The organism is Nocardia sp. NPDC004415, from assembly GCF_053602435.1.
In genome coordinates, this window is sequence record NZ_JBSGDP010000005.1 from 42,521 (window position 1) to 60,349 (window position 17,829).

Below are 17,829 nucleotides of genomic sequence, written 5' to 3' on the forward strand. Positions count from 1 at the left end.
ATCAGTCCCAGAGCAGCTCCCAGACGGTGACCGCGGTGGGTTCCCGGGTGATCGCGGTGCGGCCGTCGGCGGACAGCTGGATCTCGGCCAGGCCGGTGAGGGAACGGTAGGTGTCGTCGGACAGTTCGCCGGTGGACAGGTCGAACAGTGTCAGTCCGCTGCGGTACACGAGTGCGAAGGTGCCATCCGCCGCGAGCGCGGCCGCGGCGACCGGACCGGGTGGCAGGGCCGCACCGGTCCGCTCCTGGTCCGGATACCAGACGCGCTGGGAGCCGTCGCGTCCGGTGAGCAAGGCGGTGCGCCCGTCCGCGCTGACCTGCACCCGGTCCACGCCTTCCACGCCGGCCGGGTGTGATCGCCCGTCCACTGTCGTCCTGATCAGCTGACCGTTCGGGTCGACCTCGAGCCGGGACCCGTCGGGCAGCAGGGCCGCCGGGACGGCAGGCGGCCCGTCGGCCGGGGTCGTCTCCCGGGTGATGGTGTCGATCCACCACCAGCCCGGGGTGGTGACCCCGTCGAAGTCCCGGGGAGCGAGCACCGCGACCCGGGTGCCGTCGGCGGCGAGGCGGATCCGTTCGCACGACCGGATGCCCAGCGGCCGGGGCCACAGCGTCCGGAATTCCCCGCGCCGGTGGCCGAGGACCTCGCGCCGCAACCGGACCAGCGCGGGGTGGCGCTGCGCGGTCGGCAGCTGGTCGGCCGCGCGCAGGCAGGCGCGTGCCTCGGGCAGTTTCCCGGCGGCGAAGAGCTGCCGGGTCAGGTCCACGGCAGCGCGCACGGCGCGTTGCCGGTGCCGCCACCCCGGCGGTGGCAGCAGCAGGGGTGCCTCGACGCGCCGGGAGACGTAAAAGGTTCGCACCGTGCCGTCCTGTGTCGCGACCACGACCTTCGTGTCCCGGTCGGCCAGGACGGCGTGGGTCACCGGCGGGCCCCCGGTGACCAGGGTGCGCAGAACCCGGCCGGTGGACACCTCCGCGAGGAACACCGCGCCCGTAGCCGTGCCGACCACGGCCAGCGCGCCGTCGGTACCGGTCGCGACGATCGGCGATGCCGGATCGGCGGCGGAACGCGGTGGTGTCGCGGGTGCGTCCGCGAGAAGGTGGACCCCTCCGTCGGCGTCGAGGCGCCCGATGGGTGCGCCGAACCGTTCGGTGGACGCGGTGCCGTGGACCTGGCGGTGATGGGCCGTGGTCAGCAGGCGCTGGGCCATCGGATCGTGGGGCAGCTGCCAGGGGAGCAGGTCGAGGTGCCTGCGCGACCCGCCGCCGTCACACCGTTCCAGCGCGACCGCGCCGAGGAACAGCTCGTACACCGGGTCGAGCGGGTCCGAGCGCTGCGCGTCCAGCACACCCGCCCGCATCTCGAGGTCGGTGATCGCGCCGGTCCTCCAGTCCAGCCGGAGGCGATGGTAGACCGCGTAGGGGTGGGTGGGGTCCTGCTCGACCGCGGCGCTCAGCAGCGCGCGGGCGGTACCGAGCTCACCGAGCTCCAGCCACGACAGCGCCTCGTTGACCACGGCCTCGACCGGGCGCCGTGCGGGCGCGGCCGGGCGCCCGCGCGGATAGTCCGCACCGAAGAGCCTGCGGTGGGCGGCGATCAGCCGGTCGGCGACGGCGTTCATGTCGTGCGGCCGATAGGCGTAGGGCCGCAGGCACTGTGCGAGCACCTCGGCGATCTCCGGTGCCAGCGGGGGGACATCCGGTGCGGGACGTGGTGCCGGGCCGGTGCCGTCGACGAGCTGGTCCAGCAGGCGCGGCGCCTCGGTCCCGAGCATCGAGGGGCGGTGCCCGTGGAACATCGCCAGGACCGTCGCGGCCCACGACCACACATCGGTGGCCCGGTCGAGCAGCTGCCGGGTCCCGGTGGACCAGGCGTGCTGCTCGGGCGAGCAGAAGGCGGGGGTGTACCCGGCGTATCCGGCGGCCACCGTCCCGGCCAGATCCACCGCCCGGCGCAGGGCCTCGACCTGCCGGGGCGCGCCCACCGTCCACGCCCTGGCCAGGCCGATATCGGTGATCTTTGCGAGCGTGCGGCCGTCGGGCTCGGGCGCGAGCAGGATATTGCCCGGCTTGACGTCCTGGTGCACGAGACCGCACCGGTGCACGTGATCGAGCCCCCACGCGCTCTGGATCGCGATGTCGAGAATCCGGGCGAGCGCGGTCGCGCTGCCCTGCGCGTAGAGCGCGCGGTCCTCGATCGCGTCGGCGAGACTGCCGCCGGGCACCCACTCGGCCAGCACCCGCGGCAACCCGCGATAGCGCGAAACATAGCGGCAGGCCACGACATTCGGGTGCTCGCCGAGTTCGAGCCAGGCGCGCGCCTCGGCCTCGAACATCGGCAGCACCGACGGGTCGGCGAAATGCTCCGCGCGCGGTGCCTTCACCGCGAGATCGACGCCCCAATCACGGTGGTGGACCCGGTAGACCACACCCATGCCGCCCGCGGTGATGATCGCGGTGACCTCGTAGCGCTCGTCGACCACCTCGCCCAGCGCCCACTCGTCACCCGGCACCGCCGCCGCCTCCCTGGCGGCGACGACATCGGTGCCGAGCTCGCGCAGGAACGTGCCGACGGCGCCGTCGGGATGGTCGAGCAGACCCAGGAACAGGTGGACGGCACGGGGATCGGGCGCGCCGTAGCCGGCCGTGGCGCGGGGATCGGCCGCGGCGCGCTCGTGCATGCGGCCCAGGACCAGGGTGGCCTGCGTGTGCGGGCGCAGGCGCGGTTCGTCCTCGTGGCACGGTGCGGAGTGGTCGGCCCGCCAGGTCGCCGCGGCCGTCTCGGCGGCCCGATCGGGATCGATCCCCGCGCGCCACACCATGTCACGGAGTTCGCCGAGTTCCTCGGCCAGTGCGCCACGGCGCGCGTCGTGACGGTCCGCGGCGGGCAGGCTCAGCGCGTCACGACGGCACGCCTGCACCAGGGCCAGCAGCAGAATTCCGGAGGTCCAGTAGGTGCGCATGCCCAGATCACGGGCGGCTCGACGGGTGAGATCGAGGACGAATTCGCGGCTGACCGACACCCCTCACCCTAACCGGAAGGGTTGCGGCGGTGCGGTTCTCAGTCGCGGCGGCGGACCGAGGCCTCGACCAGGTCCAGCACGGCGGAGAGATTGTCGTCGGTGTGGCCGGAGGCGATGCGCGCGATCAGGCCGTCCAGGACCAGATCCAGGTAGCCGAGCAACACATCGGTGGGCACGTCGTCGCGCAGCGCGCCCGCGGCCTTGCGGCGTTCCAGGCGGGCCAGGGTGGCGGCGGTCAGTTCGGCCGAGCGCTGGGTCCAGCCCGCCCGGAAATCGGGGTCGGTGCGCACGCGACGGGCGATCTCGAGCCGCGTGCCGAGCCAGTTGAATTCCTCGGGGCGGGCGAGCATGTCCCGCATGACCTGCACGATGCCCTGATTGGCCGCGACCTCGGCCATGCGTTCGGCGTCGTCCTTGGCCAGGGCGAAGAACAGCGCGTCCTTGTCGCGGAAGTGGTGGAAGATGGCGCCGCGCGAGAGGCCGATGGCCTCCTCCAGACGGCGCACGGTGGCGCCGTCGTAGCCGTATTCGGCGAAGCAGCGCCGTGCGCCGTCGAGGATCTGGCTGCGGCGGGCGGCGAGGTGGTCGTCGCTGACCTTGGGCATGAGTCCTCCAACGGGGAATACACGGGCCCCCGCCCCGGAATTCCGAGACGGGGGCTGTCGCGAGGTGGGCATCCAGGTGCGGATGCCCGTGTGGCACAGCATCATTCGATACTGCACCACCGGACTCCGGGGTGATTACCCGCGGATCATATTGCGCAGGACGTACTGCAGGATGCCGCCGTTGCGGTAGTAGTCGGCCTCACCGGGGGTGTCGATGCGGACGACCGCGTCGAAGACGGTCTTCTTGCCGTCCTCGGCGGTGGCGGTGACCTTGACGGTCTTCGGGGTGACACCCTCGTTGAGGGCGGTGATGCCCTCGATGTCGAAGGTCTCGGTGCCGGTCAGGCCCAGCGACGCGGCCGACTCGCCCTGCGGGAACTGCAGCGGCACCACGCCCATGCCGATGAGGTTGGAGCGGTGGATGCGCTCGAACGACTCGGTGATGACGGCCTTGACGCCCAGCAGGCTGGTGCCTTTCGCGGCCCAGTCACGCGAGGAACCCGAACCGTATTCCTTGCCGCCCAGCACGACCAGCGGGATGCCCGCGGCCTGGTAGTTCTGCGAGGCGTCGTAGATGAACGCCTGCGGGCCACCGTCCTGGGTGAAGTCGCGGGTGTAACCACCCGAGACGTCGTCGAGCAGCTGGTTGCGCAGCCGGATGTTGGCGAAGGTGCCGCGGATCATCACCTCGTGGTTACCGCGACGCGAGCCCAGCGAGTTGTAGTCCTTGCGGGCCACACCGTTGGCGTCGAGGTACTGCGCGGCGGGGGTGCCGGGCTTGATCGGGCCTGCCGGGGAGATGTGGTCGGTGGTGACCGAGTCGCCCAGCAGCGCCAGCACGCGCGCGCCGGTGATGTCGGTGACGGGGCTCGGGTCCATCGACATGCCGTCGAAGTACGGCGCCTTGCGGACGTAGGTCGACTTCTCGTCCCACGCGAAGGTGTCGCCCTCCGGGGTGGCCAGGCCCTGCCAGCGCTCGTCACCGTCGAAGACGGTGGAGTAGGAGTTGCGGAACATGTCCTGGTTGATCGAGGACTTGATGGTGTCGTCGATCTCCTGGGCCGAGGGCCAGATGTCCTTCAGGAAGACGTCGTTGCCCTCGGTGTCCTGGCCGAGCGCGTCGGTCTCGAAGTCGAAGTCCATGGTGCCCGCGAGCGCGTAGGCGATGACCAGCGGCGGGGAGGCCAGGTAGTTCATCTTCACGTCGGGGGAGATACGACCCTCGAAGTTGCGGTTACCCGAGAGCACGGCGGTGACCGAGAGGTCGTTGTCGTTGATCGCGGCCGAGATCTCCTCGGGCAGCGGGCCGGTGTTACCGATGCAGGTGGTGCAGCCGTAGCCACCGACGTAGAAGCCGAGCTTCTCGAGGTAGGGCCACAGACCGGCCTTCTCGTAGTAGTCGGAGACGACCTGCGAACCCGGCGCCATGTTGGTCTTCACCCACGGCTTGGACGACAGGCCCTTCTCCACCGCGTTGCGGGCGAGCAGGGCGGCGCCCAGCATGACCGACGGGTTGGAGGTGTTGGTGCAGGAGGTGATGCCCGCGACGACGACCGCGCCGTGATCGAGGACGAAGTCACCGCGCTCGGCCGAGCGCACCTGGACCGGCTTGGACGGGCGGCCGTTGGCACCCTTGGCGGCCGAGTGGGCCGGGGTGTAGGTGTCGTCGGCGGCGTTGGCGGACACGGCGACCGAATCCGACGCGGGGAAGGACTCCTCGCCCGCCTCGTCGAGCGCGGTCAGCTCGCCCTCGCCGACGTAGTTGACGATGTCGGAGCGGAAGGCGCGCTTGGAGTCGCTGAGCAGGATGCGGTCCTGCGGGCGCTTCGGGCCGGCGATGGACGGCACCACGGTGCCCAGGTCCAGCTCCAGGTACTCCGAGTACGCGGGCTCCTTGTCGGCGTCGTGCCACATGCCCTGTTCCTTGGCGTACGCCTCGACGAGCGCGAGCTGCTCGTCGCTGCGGCCGGTCAGGCGCAGGTACTTGATGGTCTCCTCGTCGATCGGGAAGATCGCCGCGGTGGAACCGAACTCGGGGCTCATGTTGCCCAGGGTGGCGCGGTTGGCCAGCGGCACCTCGGACACACCGGCGCCGTAGAACTCGACGAACTTGCCGACAACGCCGTGCTTGCGCAGCATGTCGGTGACGGTCAGCACCACGTCGGTGGCGGTGACGCCGGGCTTGATCTCACCGGTCAGCTTGAAGCCGACGACGCGCGGGATCAGCATGGAGACCGGCTGGCCCAGCATCGCGGCCTCGGCCTCGATGCCACCCACGCCCCAGCCCAGCACGCCGAGGCCGTTGACCATGGTGGTGTGCGAGTCGGTGCCGACACAGGTGTCGGGGTAGGCCTGGCCGTTGCGGACCATGACGGTGGGGGCCAGGTACTCGATGTTGACCTGGTGGACGATGCCCATGCCCGGGGGGACGACCTTGAAGTCGTCGAAGGCGCCCTGGCCCCAGCGCAGGAACTGGTAGCGCTCGCCGTTGCGCTCGTACTCGAGCTCGACGTTGCGCTCCAGCGCGTCGGCGCGGCCGAAGACGTCCAGGATGACCGAGTGGTCGATGACCATGTCGGCGGGGGAGAGCGGGTTGACCTTGCTCGGGTCGCCGCCGAGGGCGGTGACGGCCTCACGCATGGTGGCGAGGTCGACCACACAGGGCACGCCGGTGAAGTCCTGCATGATCACGCGCGCGGGGGTGAACTGGATCTCCACGTTCGGCTGCGCCGACGGGTCCCAGTTCGCGATCTCGCGGATGTGGTCGGCGGTGATGTTGGCGCCGTCCTCGGTGCGCAGCAGGTTCTCCGCCAGCACCTTCAGGGCGTAGGGCAGCTTCTCGGTGCCGGGGACGGCCGAGAGACGGAAGATCTCGTAGGAGTTGCTTCCGACCTCGAGCGTGCCCTTGGCGCCGAAGGTATCAATCTTCGTCACGTCAGCTCCACTCATGTGTGAGGGTGTGCCGCCGGCGGGGCTGTGCCGGCGGCTCGCGTCTTCGGAGGGGATCCGGCGCCGTGAGCGCCGGTTTCCTCGCGGTACGAGCCTAACAGTACGCTTGTCCTATGAAATACGCGGGGGCGGTTGTGGGTGCCGTGGCGCCGTGTTCGACCGTGGAGTCGCGTACTGTGCCTGTCGAGCGAGTCGGGGACAGACAGCAGTGACGCTCACCCTGCAGTGTTGGACGCCCGTCGCACGCCAGGCGACCGAGGCTCGACAGACCGGACGGAAGATGACCTTCTACACCTTTGCGCCGATGGCCGCGGAACTGCCGCCGAACATTGTGCCGAGCAGTGTCGAATCCGATCTCGCCGACAATCACGTCGCCGCTCCCAAGGGCAAGGACCAAGAGGAACTCGCGGCGATCGTCGCTGCGGCGCGATCCGAGGGGATCCCGCTCAGTGTCGTCGTCGTTCCCGGCAATCCCGGCCACGACTCGAGCCTACGTGACCTGGCCACCCAGCTCGGCGAGAGCACCCACGGAACCGTCGCGGTCTTCAGCGACGACTGGATCGGCACCTACAGCGACAGCATCAGCCGGGTCCGGCTGGAGTGGGCCGAGGACGCGGCCAAGTACCGGGGCAATCATCCCGAGGAGGCCGTGCAAGCCTTCGTCGATCGGCTCGAGCAGCCCGAGGGTACGTCCTGGGGTGTGATCACCGCGATCCTGCTGACCCTGACCGCCCTGGTGATCGCCGGGCTCTATGTCGTGAAGGTCCGGCGCGGCCCGGACGCCGAGGACCGGACGCTGTCGGCACACGCCGATGCGGGATCTGCCGGTTAACTGGTTTCCCTTCAGTCACATACCCAGACCTTCGGTCTGTTTATCGCGGGAGAAACCTGTCCTTCGACAGGCTAACTTTGGGCTATCCGCGAATTACGCCCGTGTCGTTCTGGTGCGGATGTTTCCTTTGTGAACTATGTGTCGTACGGTTGCGGTGTTCGCGAGTGGGAATGCAGTGGTACAGGGGCATTGGTCGACTTCTGTGGTCTGTGGGTGGACTGATGCGCCGGTGACGTGTGTCGAGTCGAGTTACTCGGAGGAGCCGTGCGCGCAGCGGGCAGGCAGGACGAACCCCGTCTCTTACGGATAGCGATCGGTTTGCTGATGGCGCTGGCTGTGCTCGCCGGCGCCGGACCGGTCGCGGCGGTGCCCCCGCCACCGGCCAATCCCTCCGACGGCGAGATCGCCGGAGCGGGCGCCGATGTCGACGCGCGGGTCGGGCAGATCGGCGATCTCATCAACCAGGTCGCCGCCGCCGATCAGCAGCTGCAAGCCCTCGACGACGTGCTCGCCGCCAAGCGCGAGGCCGTCAACCAGGCACTGGTCGACCTGCAGAGCGCGCGCGACGCCGCCGACGCCGCCGCGGCCGCGGTCGCCGACTCGCAGACCCAGCTCACCGACGCGGGCGCCAAGGTCGACGTGGCCAGGGGCGAGTTCGACCAGGTCGCCACCCAGGCGTATGTGCGGCCGTCGAGCAGTTCGGTGGTCACCTACCTGTCCTCGGCCACCCCCGACGCCGCCATGGATCGCGCGCAGGTGCTGTCGCTGGTGTCGAAGAACCAGCGCCAGGTGCTCGACGACCTGCGCCGCGCCCAGATCGCCCAGGCCAACCAGAACTCCGCCGCGCGCCAGGCCAAGGCCGACGCCGACGCCGCCGCGGGTGCCGCCGAGACCAAGAAGAACGCCGCCCAGACGGCCATGACCGTCGCCAAGACGGAATACGACACCCAGGCCGTGGCCCGCGACAACCTCCAGCGCGACCGCGCCGCCGCCCAGACCGCCCTCGACACCGCCCGCGCCACGGTGGCCGGTCTGCAGAGCCAGCGCGAGGTGTTCCTGGCCTGGGACGACCAGCGCAAGGCCGAGATCACCGCCCTGCTGGCCGCCGCCAACGCCGCCGCGGCCCGCGCCGCCGCCGACCAGGCCGCCCGCGACCGCGCCGCTCAGCTCGGCGAGGGCCAGCGCCCACACACCCAGCTCGAATCCACCCCCGCCTCGCCTCGCAAGACCAAACCCCGGCCCACCCAGCCCCAGATCGGCGGGTCGGCGGCCGTCGAAACGGTGATCGACCGGGCGATGTCGCAGCTGGGCGTGCAGTACGCCTGGGGCGGCGGCGACGAGGACGGCCCCACCCTGGGCATCCGCGACGGCGGCACCGCCGACGCGCACGGCGACTACAACAAGGTCGGTTTCGACTGCTCGGGCCTGATGCTCTACGCCTTCGCGGGTATCGGGGTCTCGCTGCCGCACTACAGCGGCTACCAGTACAACGCGGGCACCCGCGTCGACGTCGACGAACGCGAGCGCGGCGACATGCTGTTCTGGGGCCCCGGCGGCAGTGCCCACGTGGCCCTCTACCTGGGCAACGGCAAGATGATCGAGGCCCCCGAATCCGGTGACGTCGTGAAGATCTCGCCGGTCCGCGAGGCGGGCATCATGCCCTACGCGGTGCGCGTCGTCAGCTGACGAACCGTCAGTCGGTGGTGAGGTCGCGTCGGGACAACCGCAGCGTCCCGAGCGCGAAGAACGCGATGGCGACCAGCGCGAAGAACAGCAGGGCGCCGTTGGGGCTGCCGAAGGCGGGCTTGATCGTCGGATACTGCCCGGCACCGAGTTCGCCGTTCTTGAACGGCATCCACTGCTGGACCACATTGCCGATCTTCACCGGCAGCATGGCCGTGAACTGCTCGACCCCGAACTTCCACAGCAGCACCGCGCCCACCACGACACCGGGGCGCGGGATGAGCCCGGCCAGGCCGATGCCGAGGGCGCTGACGAAGAACGCGAAGACCGGCAGCGCCCACAGCAGCCGCACTCCCGCGGGGGAGGTGAGTTCGACGCGGCCCCATACATCGGAGAACACCACCGGGAACATCGCGAGCAGTACGAGCACGGTCACCAGCGTGGTCACCGCGGCGATCAGGCCGAACACGACCAGCTTGGCGGCAGGCAGCAGCCAGCGCCGGGGTTGCGCACCGTAGACCAGTTCCGCTGTGGCGTACTTGAATTCGTTGCTGAGCGAGGACACGCCCGCCGACATGAGCACGATCGTCGAGAAGATCATCACCCAGTACCCGGCGTTGTTGGTGTCCATGCCGCCCGCGCCGTTGACCTTGTTCATCCGGGTGGCGACGGCCAGGCTCGCGTTCAGCGCCACCGGCAGCAGCACGGCGATCGGCACGATCGCCGTCCACACCGGGCTGCGCCAGGACAGCTTCGCGGCCTCGCTGCCGATCGCGCGGCCCAGATCCCTTGTCACACTCACTGTTCCGCCTCGTCGTCGCGCGTGCCGGCGCCGCGGTACTCGACGCTGCCCCGGGTCACCGTCGTGTACGCCGATTCCAGCCTGCGCGGCCCGGAACCGAGTTCCAGGGTCTCGTCCCGGCTCGCGTCGGACAGCACCCGGCCACGGCCCATGATCACGATCCGGTCGGCGGTGATCTCCACCTCGGTCAGATTGTGCGAGGCCACCAGCAGGGACCGCCCCTCGGCGGCCAGGCCGGTGAGCAGCTCGCGCAGCCACAGGATGCCGTCCACGTCGAGGCCGTTGTCCGGCTCGTCGAGCACGAGGGTCCGCGGGTCGCCCAGCAGCGCGGTCGCGATGCCGAGCCGCTGCAGCATGCCCAGCGAGAACCGCCCGACCGGTCGCCGGGCGACCTCGGCCAGCCCCACCCGCTCGAGCACCGCGTCGGCGTCGGCGGCGGGGACACCGCCGAGGCGGGCCTGCCACACGAGGTGCTGCCGGGCAGTGTGCTTCGGGTTGCGGGCGAAGGTGTCGAGATTGAAGCGGATCTCGCGCATGGGCTCGGCGAGCTCACGCAGCGACCGCCCGTTGATGCGCACCGTGCCCGCGTCGGGAGTCGTCAGACCGGCGATCATGCGCATGGTCGTGGACTTGCCCGCGCCGTTGGGCCCGAGCAGATAGGTAATCGATCCGCCCGGGGCCTCGAAACCGACCTCGCTGACGACGGCTCTGCCGCCGTAGCGTTTGGACAGGCCGGACACGGTGATCATCGGGGAGTGCGTCATCGGACAGGCGTGGTTCAGTAGCCGAAGTCGGGGTTACCGGTGCAGCCGCCCATGCCCTCGCAGGTGGCCTTCCAGTCGACCTTCCACAGGCCGTCCTCGCGGACGTAGGTGTAGGTGCCGCTCGAGGCCGGGAAGCCCGCCATCACGCCGGACATCGACGCGGTCATGGTGTTGCCGCTGATGTTCTTGGAGGTCGCGCGCAGCTGGATGGACAGGAAGTCGTAGACCCCGCCCTGGGACAGGATGCCCTGCAGCGCCGGGCCGACGGTCGAGCCGTGGTAGCTGACCTCCTGCTTCGGGCCCATCGGCAGGTTCGGGTTCCACAGCGCGGCGAACTGCCCGGCGATGGCGTCGAGCGAGGGGTCCGCGTCGCGCAGGTAGAGGTCGGCGACCTGGGCGTCGCGCACCGAGCGGTCGGCGAGCGCGGGCGCGGCCAGACCGGTCGTCAGCAGGGCGGTGAAACCCAGGGCGGCGAGCACCGCGGCGATCTTCTTCATGACACTTCCTCCGCGAAATTCGGAACGGGTGCCGCCGAAGACCTCCGGCGACAATCCGGACGCTACATTTTCAGAATAAGGATAGTCAAACCTAACTATGGTCCGCAGCGGCTTCGACCAGTGCGAACTCGCGCCGTCGAACGGGCGGGCCGCCGCGCACATGCGTAGGGTGGCGGACGAATTCGTGTCCACTCCTGGCCGGTTGCGGCGCGCCGGGCTATTACCTGGAATAGTTGGGGCGGCACGCACAGGACCAAAGCGAAAGCGGGGATGTTGGTGACTTCGACGGAAGGTGTGAGCGGGCCGAAGCTGGCGAAAGACGCCGGTACGGCTGCGACGAGCACCCTGGAGCGTGACGTCCAGACTCTCGAGAAGGCGATCTACGAGGTCAAACGGGTCATCGTCGGTCAGGACCGGCTCGTCGAGCGACTGCTCGTCGGTGTGCTGGCGCGAGGCCATGTGCTGCTCGAGGGTGTGCCCGGTGTCGCCAAGACCCTGGCCGTGGAAACCTTCGCCAAGGTCGTCGGCGGGTCGTTCTCCCGGGTGCAGTTCACCCCGGACCTGGTGCCCACCGACCTCATCGGTACCCGCATCTACCGGCAGGGCCGCGAGGAATTCGACACCGAGCTCGGCCCGGTCGTCGCGAACTTCGTACTCGCCGACGAGATCAACCGCGCGCCCGCCAAGGTGCAGTCGGCACTGCTCGAGGTGATGGCCGAGCGCAAGCTGTCCATCGGCGGCAAGACCTACCCGATGCCCGATCCGTTCCTGGTCATGGCGACCCAGAACCCGATCGAGAGCGAGGGCGTCTACCCGCTGCCCGAGGCTCAGCGCGACCGCTTCCTGTTCAAGGTCGTCGTCGACTACCCCTCGGTCGAGGAAGAGCGCGAGATCATCTACCGGATGGGTGTCACCCCGCCGGAGCCCAAGCAGATCCTGGCTCCCGAGGACATCATCCGCCTGCAGAAGCTGGCCGCCAACGTCTTCGTGCACCACGCGCTGGTCGACTACGTCGTGCGGGTCATCACCGCGACCCGCACCCCGGCCGAGTTCGGCATGACCGATGTGGCCAGCTGGATCTCCTACGGCGCCTCCCCGCGCGCGAGCCTGGGCATCATCGCCGCGGCCCGCTCGGTGGCGCTGATCCGCGGCCGCGACTACGTGGTGCCCCAGGACGTCGTCGAGGTCATCCCGGACGTGCTGCGTCATCGCCTGGTGCTGTCCTACGACGCGCTGGCCGACGAGGTCACCCCGGAAGAGGTCATCAAGCGGGTGCTGCAGACCGTCGGGCTGCCGCAGGTCGCCCCGCAGGCCGTCGGCGGTCAGGCTGCCCCGCAGCAGCCGCCGGTGCCGCAGCCGCCCGCCCAGCAACAGCCTGTGCCGCAGCCGGTGAACGGGCAGCAGTCCCAGCCCGCCGGCCACGCCGGGCCCCAGTGAGTGCTCCGGAACCCGTTGTCCGCGTGACCATGGCGTCGCACGCGCCGCCGTCGTTCCGGGCCGGTGAGCTGACCGATCCCAAGTTGGCCGCCGCGCTGAAGACCCTCGAGCTGACGGTGCGCCGCCGCCTCGACGGCGTGCTGCACGGCGATCACCAGGGCTTGATCCCCGGTCCCGGCTCGGAGCCGGGGGAGGCCCGGCTCTACCAGCCGGGTGACGATGTGCGGCAGATGGATTGGTCGGTCACCGCCCGCACCACCCATCCGCACGTGCGGCAGATGATCGCCGACCGCGAGCTCGAGACCTGGCTCGTGGTCGACCTGTCGTCGAGCCTGGACTTCGGCACCGGCCGGGTGCAGAAGCGCGACCTGGCCATCGCGGCCGCCGCGGCCGTCACCCACCTCACCTCCGGCGGCGGCAACCGCATCGGCGCCGTCGTGGCCACCGGTCAGGACCTGGTCCGCATTCCCGCGCGCAGCGGGCGCCTGCACGCGCAGACCATGCTGCGCGGCATCGCCACTACCCCGCACGCCCGCGACGGCGTGCGCGGCGATCTCAAGGCCGGCATCGAATCGCTGCGCCGTCCGCAGCGCAAACGCGGACTGGCCGTGGTGATCAGCGACTTCCTCGGTGACGTCGACTGGCAGCGGTCGCTGCGCGCCATCTCCGCGCGCCACGACCTGCTCGCCGTCGAGGTGCTCGATCCGCTCGACGTGGCCCTGCCCGACGGCGGCGACGTGGTGCTGCACGACCCGGAATCCGGGCGCACCCGCGAATTCAGCGTCACCCCCACGCTGCGGGCCGATTTCGCGGCCGCGGCCAAGGCCCAGCGTGAACAGGTGCAGCAGGCGCTGCGCAGCTGCGGCGCGCCGGTGCTGACCCTGCAGACCGATCGGGACTGGATCGCCGATGTGGTCCGGTTCGTGTCCACCCGGCGCCACAGCCTCGGCGCCCCGAGCGGGCGGGTGCCTCGCCAGTGAGTATTTCGCATTTCACGGCCGTCGTCTGGCTGGGTTTCCTGCTCGTCGTCGCGCTGCTGGTTCTCGGCTATGTGCTGGTCCAGCGTGCCCGGCACAAGCGGATGCTGCAGTTCGGCAACATGACCGTGCTCGAGAAGGTGGCGCCCGCGCGGCCCAGCCCGATGCGGCACGCGCCGATCGCGCTGATCCTGGTCGGCCTGATCCTGCTCACCATCGCCGCCGCCGGTCCCACCGCGGTGCAGAAGGTGCCGCGCAACCGCGCGACCGTGGTGCTGGTGATGGACGTGTCGCTGTCGATGGAAGCCACCGACGTGCCGCCCAACCGGCTGCAGGTCGCCCAGAAGGCCGGTAAGGAGTTCGTCGACGGGCTCACCCCCGGCATCAACCTGGGTTTCGTGACCTTCGCGGGCACCGCCTCGGTGATGGTCTCGCCGACCACCAACCGCGAGGCCGTCAAGCACTCCATCGACAACATCAAACTGGCCGAACGCACCGCCACCGGCGAGGGCATCCTGACCGCCCTGCAGTCCATCGACACCCTGGCCGCGGTACTGGGCGGCGCCGAGACACCCCCGCCCGCGCGCGTGGTGCTCATGTCCGACGGCAAGCAGACCGTGCCCGACGACAAGGACGTCGACAACCCGCGCCACGGTTTCACCGCCGCCCGGCTGGCCAAGAACAAGGGCATCCCGGTCTCGACCATCTCCTTCGGCACCGAATGGGGCACCGTCGAGATCCCGGACTCCGACGGCAAGGGCTCACAGCGGGTGAAGGTGCCGGTCGACAACGACTCGCTGCAGGAGATCGCCAAGCTCTCCGGCGGCGACTTCTACACCGCCTCCTCGCTGGCCGAACTCACCGCCGTCTACGACACCCTCGAAGAGCAGATCGGCTACGAGACCACCCGCGGCGACGCGAGCAGGCCCTGGCTGCTGGCGGGCATGCTGTTCGTCACCGCCGGTGTCGTGGTGAGTTTGCTCTATCGTCAACGCCTGCCCTAGCACGCACCGCCCCGCGTTGTGAGTCCTCGCAGCGCCGCGACCCTGACGCGGGGCCCACGAACTGGAACAGATAGGTTGGACCCTATGTCGAACGTCACATCCCGGTCGGTCCTGGTCACCGGCGGTAATCGCGGTATCGGTCTCGCGGTGGCCCAGCGCCTGCTCGCCGACGGCCACAAGGTCGCCGTCACGCATCGCGGATCGGGGGTGCCCGAGGGTCTGTTCGGCGTGAAGTGCGATGTCACCGACAGCGATTCGGTCGATCGTGCCTTCACCGAGGTCGAGGAGCACCAGGGTCCGGTCGAGGTGCTGGTCGCCAACGCGGGTATCACCGACGACACCCTGCTCATGCGGATGACCGAGGAGCAGTTCGAGAAGGTCATCGACGCCAACCTCACCGGTGCCTTCCGCGTCGCCAAGCGCGCCAACCGCGCCATGCTGCGGGCGAAGTGGGGCCGGATGATCTTCCTCGGCTCGGTCGTCGGCATGATGGGCCAGGCAGGCCAGATCAACTACGCCTCCTCCAAGGCCGGTGTCATCGGTCTGGCCCGCTCGGTGACGCGCGAACTCGGCTCGCGCAACATCACCGCCAATGTCGTCGCGCCCGGCTTCATCGAAACCGATATGACCGCCGATCTGCCCGCGGACATGAAAGACATGGTCGAGAAGTACATTCCGCTGCGGCGGGTCGGCCAGCCCGAGGAGATCGCGGCCGTGGTCAGTTTCCTCGCCTCCGAGGACGCCCGCTACGTCTCCGGTGCCGTCATCCCGGTCGACGGCGGAATGGGAATGGGCCACTGATCCGCTAACGGATCCCCCCGCGCCACCGACAAGGTGGCGGCACACCACATAGATCTCAGGGAGAACCGAAAACTCATGGGCGGACTGCTCGAAGGCAAGACCATCCTCATCACCGGCATCATCACCGACTCGTCGATCGCGTTCAGCGCGGCCGCGGTCGCGCAGGAGCAGGGCGCGAAGGTGATCATCACCGGCATCCCGGAGCGGCTGCGGCTGATCGACCGGATCGCCAAGCGCCTCCCGCAGGAGGTGCCGCCCGCGATCCCGCTGGACATCACCAACGAGGAGAACCTGGGCGCGCTGGCCGACGCGCTGCGCGAGCTGGCCCCCGAGGGCATCGACGGTGTGCTGCACTCGATCGCGTTCGCGCCCAAGACCCTGATGGGTCCGGACGCGGTGCCGTTCCTGGAGGGGCCGGGCCCCGATGTAGCCAAGTCCTTCGAGATCTCCGCGTGGAGCTACGCCTCGCTGGCCCGCGCCGTGCTGCCCGTGATGAACGAGGGCGGTTCGATCGTCGGCATGGACTTCGATCCGCGCGTGGCGATGCCGTACTACAACTGGATGGGCGTGTCCAAGGCCGCGCTCGAGTCGGTGAACCGCTACGTGGCCCGGGAAGTGGGTTACGCCAAGAAGATCCGCTCCAACCTGATCGCCGCGGGTCCGGTGAAGACCCTGGCGGCCAAGGCCATCGCCGGCACCGCCACCGACGACGCCAAGCAGCTGCGTCAGCTCGACGAGTACTGGGACGGCGCCTCGCCGATCGGCTGGGACGGCGCCGACGCGCGTGTCGTGGGCAAGTCGATCGTGGCGCTGCTCTCGGACTGGCTGCCCGGTACCACCGGCTCGATCATCTACGTCGACGGCGGCGCCAGCCACAACATGTGGTTCCCCGAGGGCTTCACCGCCAACTGATGCCGGACGCGCTGCTGCTGCTGTCCTTCGGTGGCCCCGAAGGCCCCGAGGACGTGATCCCCTTCCTGGAGAACGTCACTCGGGGCCGCGGGGTACCCCCGGAACGGCTCGCCGAGGTCGCGCAGCACTACCTGCATTTCGGCGGGGTCTCGCCGATCAACGCACTCAACCGCGAGATCATCGCCGCGCTCGAGGCCGACCTGGCCGCGGCCGGGCTGGACCTGCCGGTGTATTTCGGCAACCGCAACTGGCATCCGATGGTCGAGGAGACCGTCGCCAGGATGACCGCCGACGGCGTGCGCTCGGCGCTGGTCTTCCCCACCTCGGCCTGGGGCGGCTACTCGGGCTGTCGCCAGTACGACGAGGACATCACCCGGGCCAGGGCCGCCGTCGGCGCGCAGGCGCCCGAGCTGGTGAAACTGCGCCAGTACTTCGACCACCCGCTGCTGATCGAGTCCTTCGCCGACGCGATCACCGCCGCCCTCGCGCGGCTGCCCGCCGATCGCCGCGACGGGGCGCGCCTGGTGTTCACCGCGCACTCCATCCCGGTCTCGGCCGACATCTCGGCGGGCCCGCCCGCCGACGGCGGCCGCCTCTACAGCAGGCAGGTCGCCGAAGCCGCCCGATTGTGTGCCGCGGCAACCGGTTTCACCGACTACGACGTGGTGTGGCAGTCGCGCTCGGGCCCGCCGCAGGTGCCCTGGCTCGACCCCGACATCGTCGACCATCTCGACGTGCTGCACGGCAAGGGCGTCGACGCGGTGGTCGTGTGCCCGGTCGGTTTCGTCTCCGATCACCTGGAGGTGATCTGGGACCTCGACAACGAGGCCGCCACCCGCGCCGCCGAGCTCGGCATGGCCTTCGCGCGCGCGGCCACCCCCGGCACCGACCCGCGGTTCTCCCGGATGATCGTCGAGCTGATCCAGGAGCGCACCGACGCCGGACCGGTCCGTGAACTGGGTACCGTGCCCGGCTACGGCTGCACCGCCGACGGCGCGCTGTGTGCCCCCGGCTGCTGCGAGCTGCCCGCGCGCCCCACCCGGCGCTGAACACAACCGGATAAACATTCGCCGGGTACCCCCAGCCGGGGGAGTAGGCTTTCCGGAGTTGTGCTCGACAGATCGGAGGACTTCCGATGCGATCGACAGCGCCCCGATACGGCCTGGTGCTCGTGCTGGCCGCCGCGGCCCTGGGCCTGACCGGCTGCGGCAAGGAATCCGGCTACGAGACCGAGCCGCCCGCGCCCACCGAACCCGCCATCTCGCAGGCCTCGGTCGACGAACTGTGCGGCATCCTCGGCGGCCAGCGCGGCACCTGGCGGGCGCTGGGCCCCGAGGTGGCCCGCGTGGCCTTCACCGGCGCCATGAAGTTGTGGACGGTTCAGGACACCGTCGCCAATGCCGCGCTGTCCTACAACCGGAATGTCGTCGACACCGTCACCGACCGGACCTGCCCGGTCATCCGCGCCGACACCCTCGCCGTGCTCGCGGTCCCGACCCTGCGCACAGCCCTCGGCGGATTCTGAACCGCGGCATACCGATTCA

General features: G+C 69.9%; 15 protein-coding genes. 9 read left to right on the top strand and 6 right to left on the bottom strand.

The window, feature by feature from the left end:
- Position 1: 1 nt before the first annotated feature.
- From ACWEMY_RS03805 to acnA, 3 genes are all read right to left on the bottom strand, one after another.
- Positions 2–3,022 (bottom strand): protein kinase domain-containing protein, encoded by a 3,021-nt coding sequence (locus ACWEMY_RS03805; protein WP_452388753.1) that lies wholly within the window; start codon positions 3,020–3,022, stop codon positions 2–4.
- Between the two features lie 38 nt (positions 3,023–3,060).
- On the bottom strand, positions 3,061–3,627 hold the full coding sequence (locus tag ACWEMY_RS03810) for a TetR/AcrR family transcriptional regulator (RefSeq protein WP_278264340.1): 567 nt from the start codon (positions 3,625–3,627) through the stop codon (positions 3,061–3,063).
- Positions 3,628–3,762: 135 nt separating this feature from the next.
- A complete protein-coding gene (acnA, locus tag ACWEMY_RS03815; protein WP_452388754.1) occupies positions 3,763–6,576 on the bottom strand; it encodes an aconitate hydratase AcnA in 2,814 nt (937 codons plus the stop codon).
- A 304-nt stretch (positions 6,577–6,880) separates the two neighbouring features.
- Here acnA and ACWEMY_RS03820 point away from each other — a divergent pair, with 304 nt between their 5' ends.
- Entirely contained in the window at positions 6,881–7,408 is a 528-nt protein-coding gene (locus tag ACWEMY_RS03820; protein WP_452388755.1) for an Rv1476 family membrane protein, read from the top strand.
- 324 nt (positions 7,409–7,732) lie between these two features.
- Positions 7,733–9,094 carry an NlpC/P60 family protein gene (locus tag ACWEMY_RS03825; RefSeq protein ID WP_452388756.1) on the top strand — a complete coding sequence of 454 codons (1,362 nt, stop codon included), beginning with the start codon at positions 7,733–7,735 and terminating at the stop codon, positions 9,092–9,094.
- Between the two features lie 7 nt (positions 9,095–9,101).
- Here ACWEMY_RS03825 and ACWEMY_RS03830 read toward each other — a convergent pair whose 3' ends face one another.
- Genes ACWEMY_RS03830 through ACWEMY_RS03840 form a run of 3 tightly spaced genes read right to left on the bottom strand, consistent with a single transcriptional unit; the run spans position 9,102 to position 11,154 of the window.
- A complete protein-coding gene (locus tag ACWEMY_RS03830; RefSeq protein ID WP_452388757.1) occupies positions 9,102–9,893 on the bottom strand; it encodes an ABC transporter permease in 792 nt (263 codons plus the stop codon).
- On the bottom strand, positions 9,890–10,657 hold the full coding sequence (locus ACWEMY_RS03835; RefSeq protein ID WP_452388758.1) for an ABC transporter ATP-binding protein: 768 nt from the start codon (positions 10,655–10,657) through the stop codon (positions 9,890–9,892). The genes ACWEMY_RS03830 and ACWEMY_RS03835 overlap by 4 nt, the downstream gene beginning before the upstream one ends.
- 14 nt (positions 10,658–10,671) lie before the next feature.
- Positions 10,672–11,154, bottom strand: coding sequence for a hypothetical protein (locus ACWEMY_RS03840; RefSeq protein WP_375928534.1), 483 nt, complete (start codon positions 11,152–11,154; stop codon positions 10,672–10,674).
- A gap of 270 nt (positions 11,155–11,424) precedes the next feature.
- Between ACWEMY_RS03840 and moxR1 the strand changes: the two genes are divergently transcribed.
- The 7 genes from moxR1 (at position 11,425) to ACWEMY_RS03875 (ending at position 17,810) form a co-directional block, all read left to right on the top strand.
- On the top strand, positions 11,425–12,591 hold the full coding sequence (gene moxR1 / locus ACWEMY_RS03845; protein ID WP_375928532.1) for a chaperone MoxR1: 1,167 nt from the start codon (positions 11,425–11,427) through the stop codon (positions 12,589–12,591).
- A gap of 29 nt (positions 12,592–12,620) precedes the next feature.
- Entirely contained in the window at positions 12,621–13,571 is a 951-nt protein-coding gene (locus tag ACWEMY_RS03850) for a DUF58 domain-containing protein (protein ID WP_452388834.1), read from the top strand.
- Positions 13,568–14,572, top strand: coding sequence for a VWA domain-containing protein (locus tag ACWEMY_RS03855; RefSeq protein ID WP_375928530.1), 1,005 nt, complete (start codon positions 13,568–13,570; stop codon positions 14,570–14,572). The genes ACWEMY_RS03850 and ACWEMY_RS03855 overlap by 4 nt, the downstream gene beginning before the upstream one ends.
- 84 nt (positions 14,573–14,656) lie before the next feature.
- Positions 14,657–15,373 (top strand): 3-oxoacyl-ACP reductase FabG1, encoded by a 717-nt coding sequence (gene fabG1 / locus ACWEMY_RS03860; protein WP_375928528.1) that lies wholly within the window; start codon positions 14,657–14,659, stop codon positions 15,371–15,373.
- 75 nt (positions 15,374–15,448) lie between these two features.
- Positions 15,449–16,285 carry an NADH-dependent enoyl-ACP reductase InhA gene (inhA, locus tag ACWEMY_RS03865; protein WP_375928526.1) on the top strand — a complete coding sequence of 279 codons (837 nt, stop codon included), beginning with the start codon at positions 15,449–15,451 and terminating at the stop codon, positions 16,283–16,285.
- Entirely contained in the window at positions 16,285–17,334 is a 1,050-nt protein-coding gene (locus ACWEMY_RS03870) for a ferrochelatase (protein ID WP_452388759.1), read from the top strand. Before inhA ends, ACWEMY_RS03870 begins: the two co-directional genes overlap by 1 nt.
- A gap of 86 nt (positions 17,335–17,420) precedes the next feature.
- The gene (locus ACWEMY_RS03875; protein ID WP_452388760.1) at positions 17,421–17,810 is read left to right on the top strand and encodes a hypothetical protein; all 390 of its coding nucleotides are present in this window, start codon (positions 17,421–17,423) and stop codon (positions 17,808–17,810) included.
- Positions 17,811–17,829 lie beyond the last annotated feature (19 nt).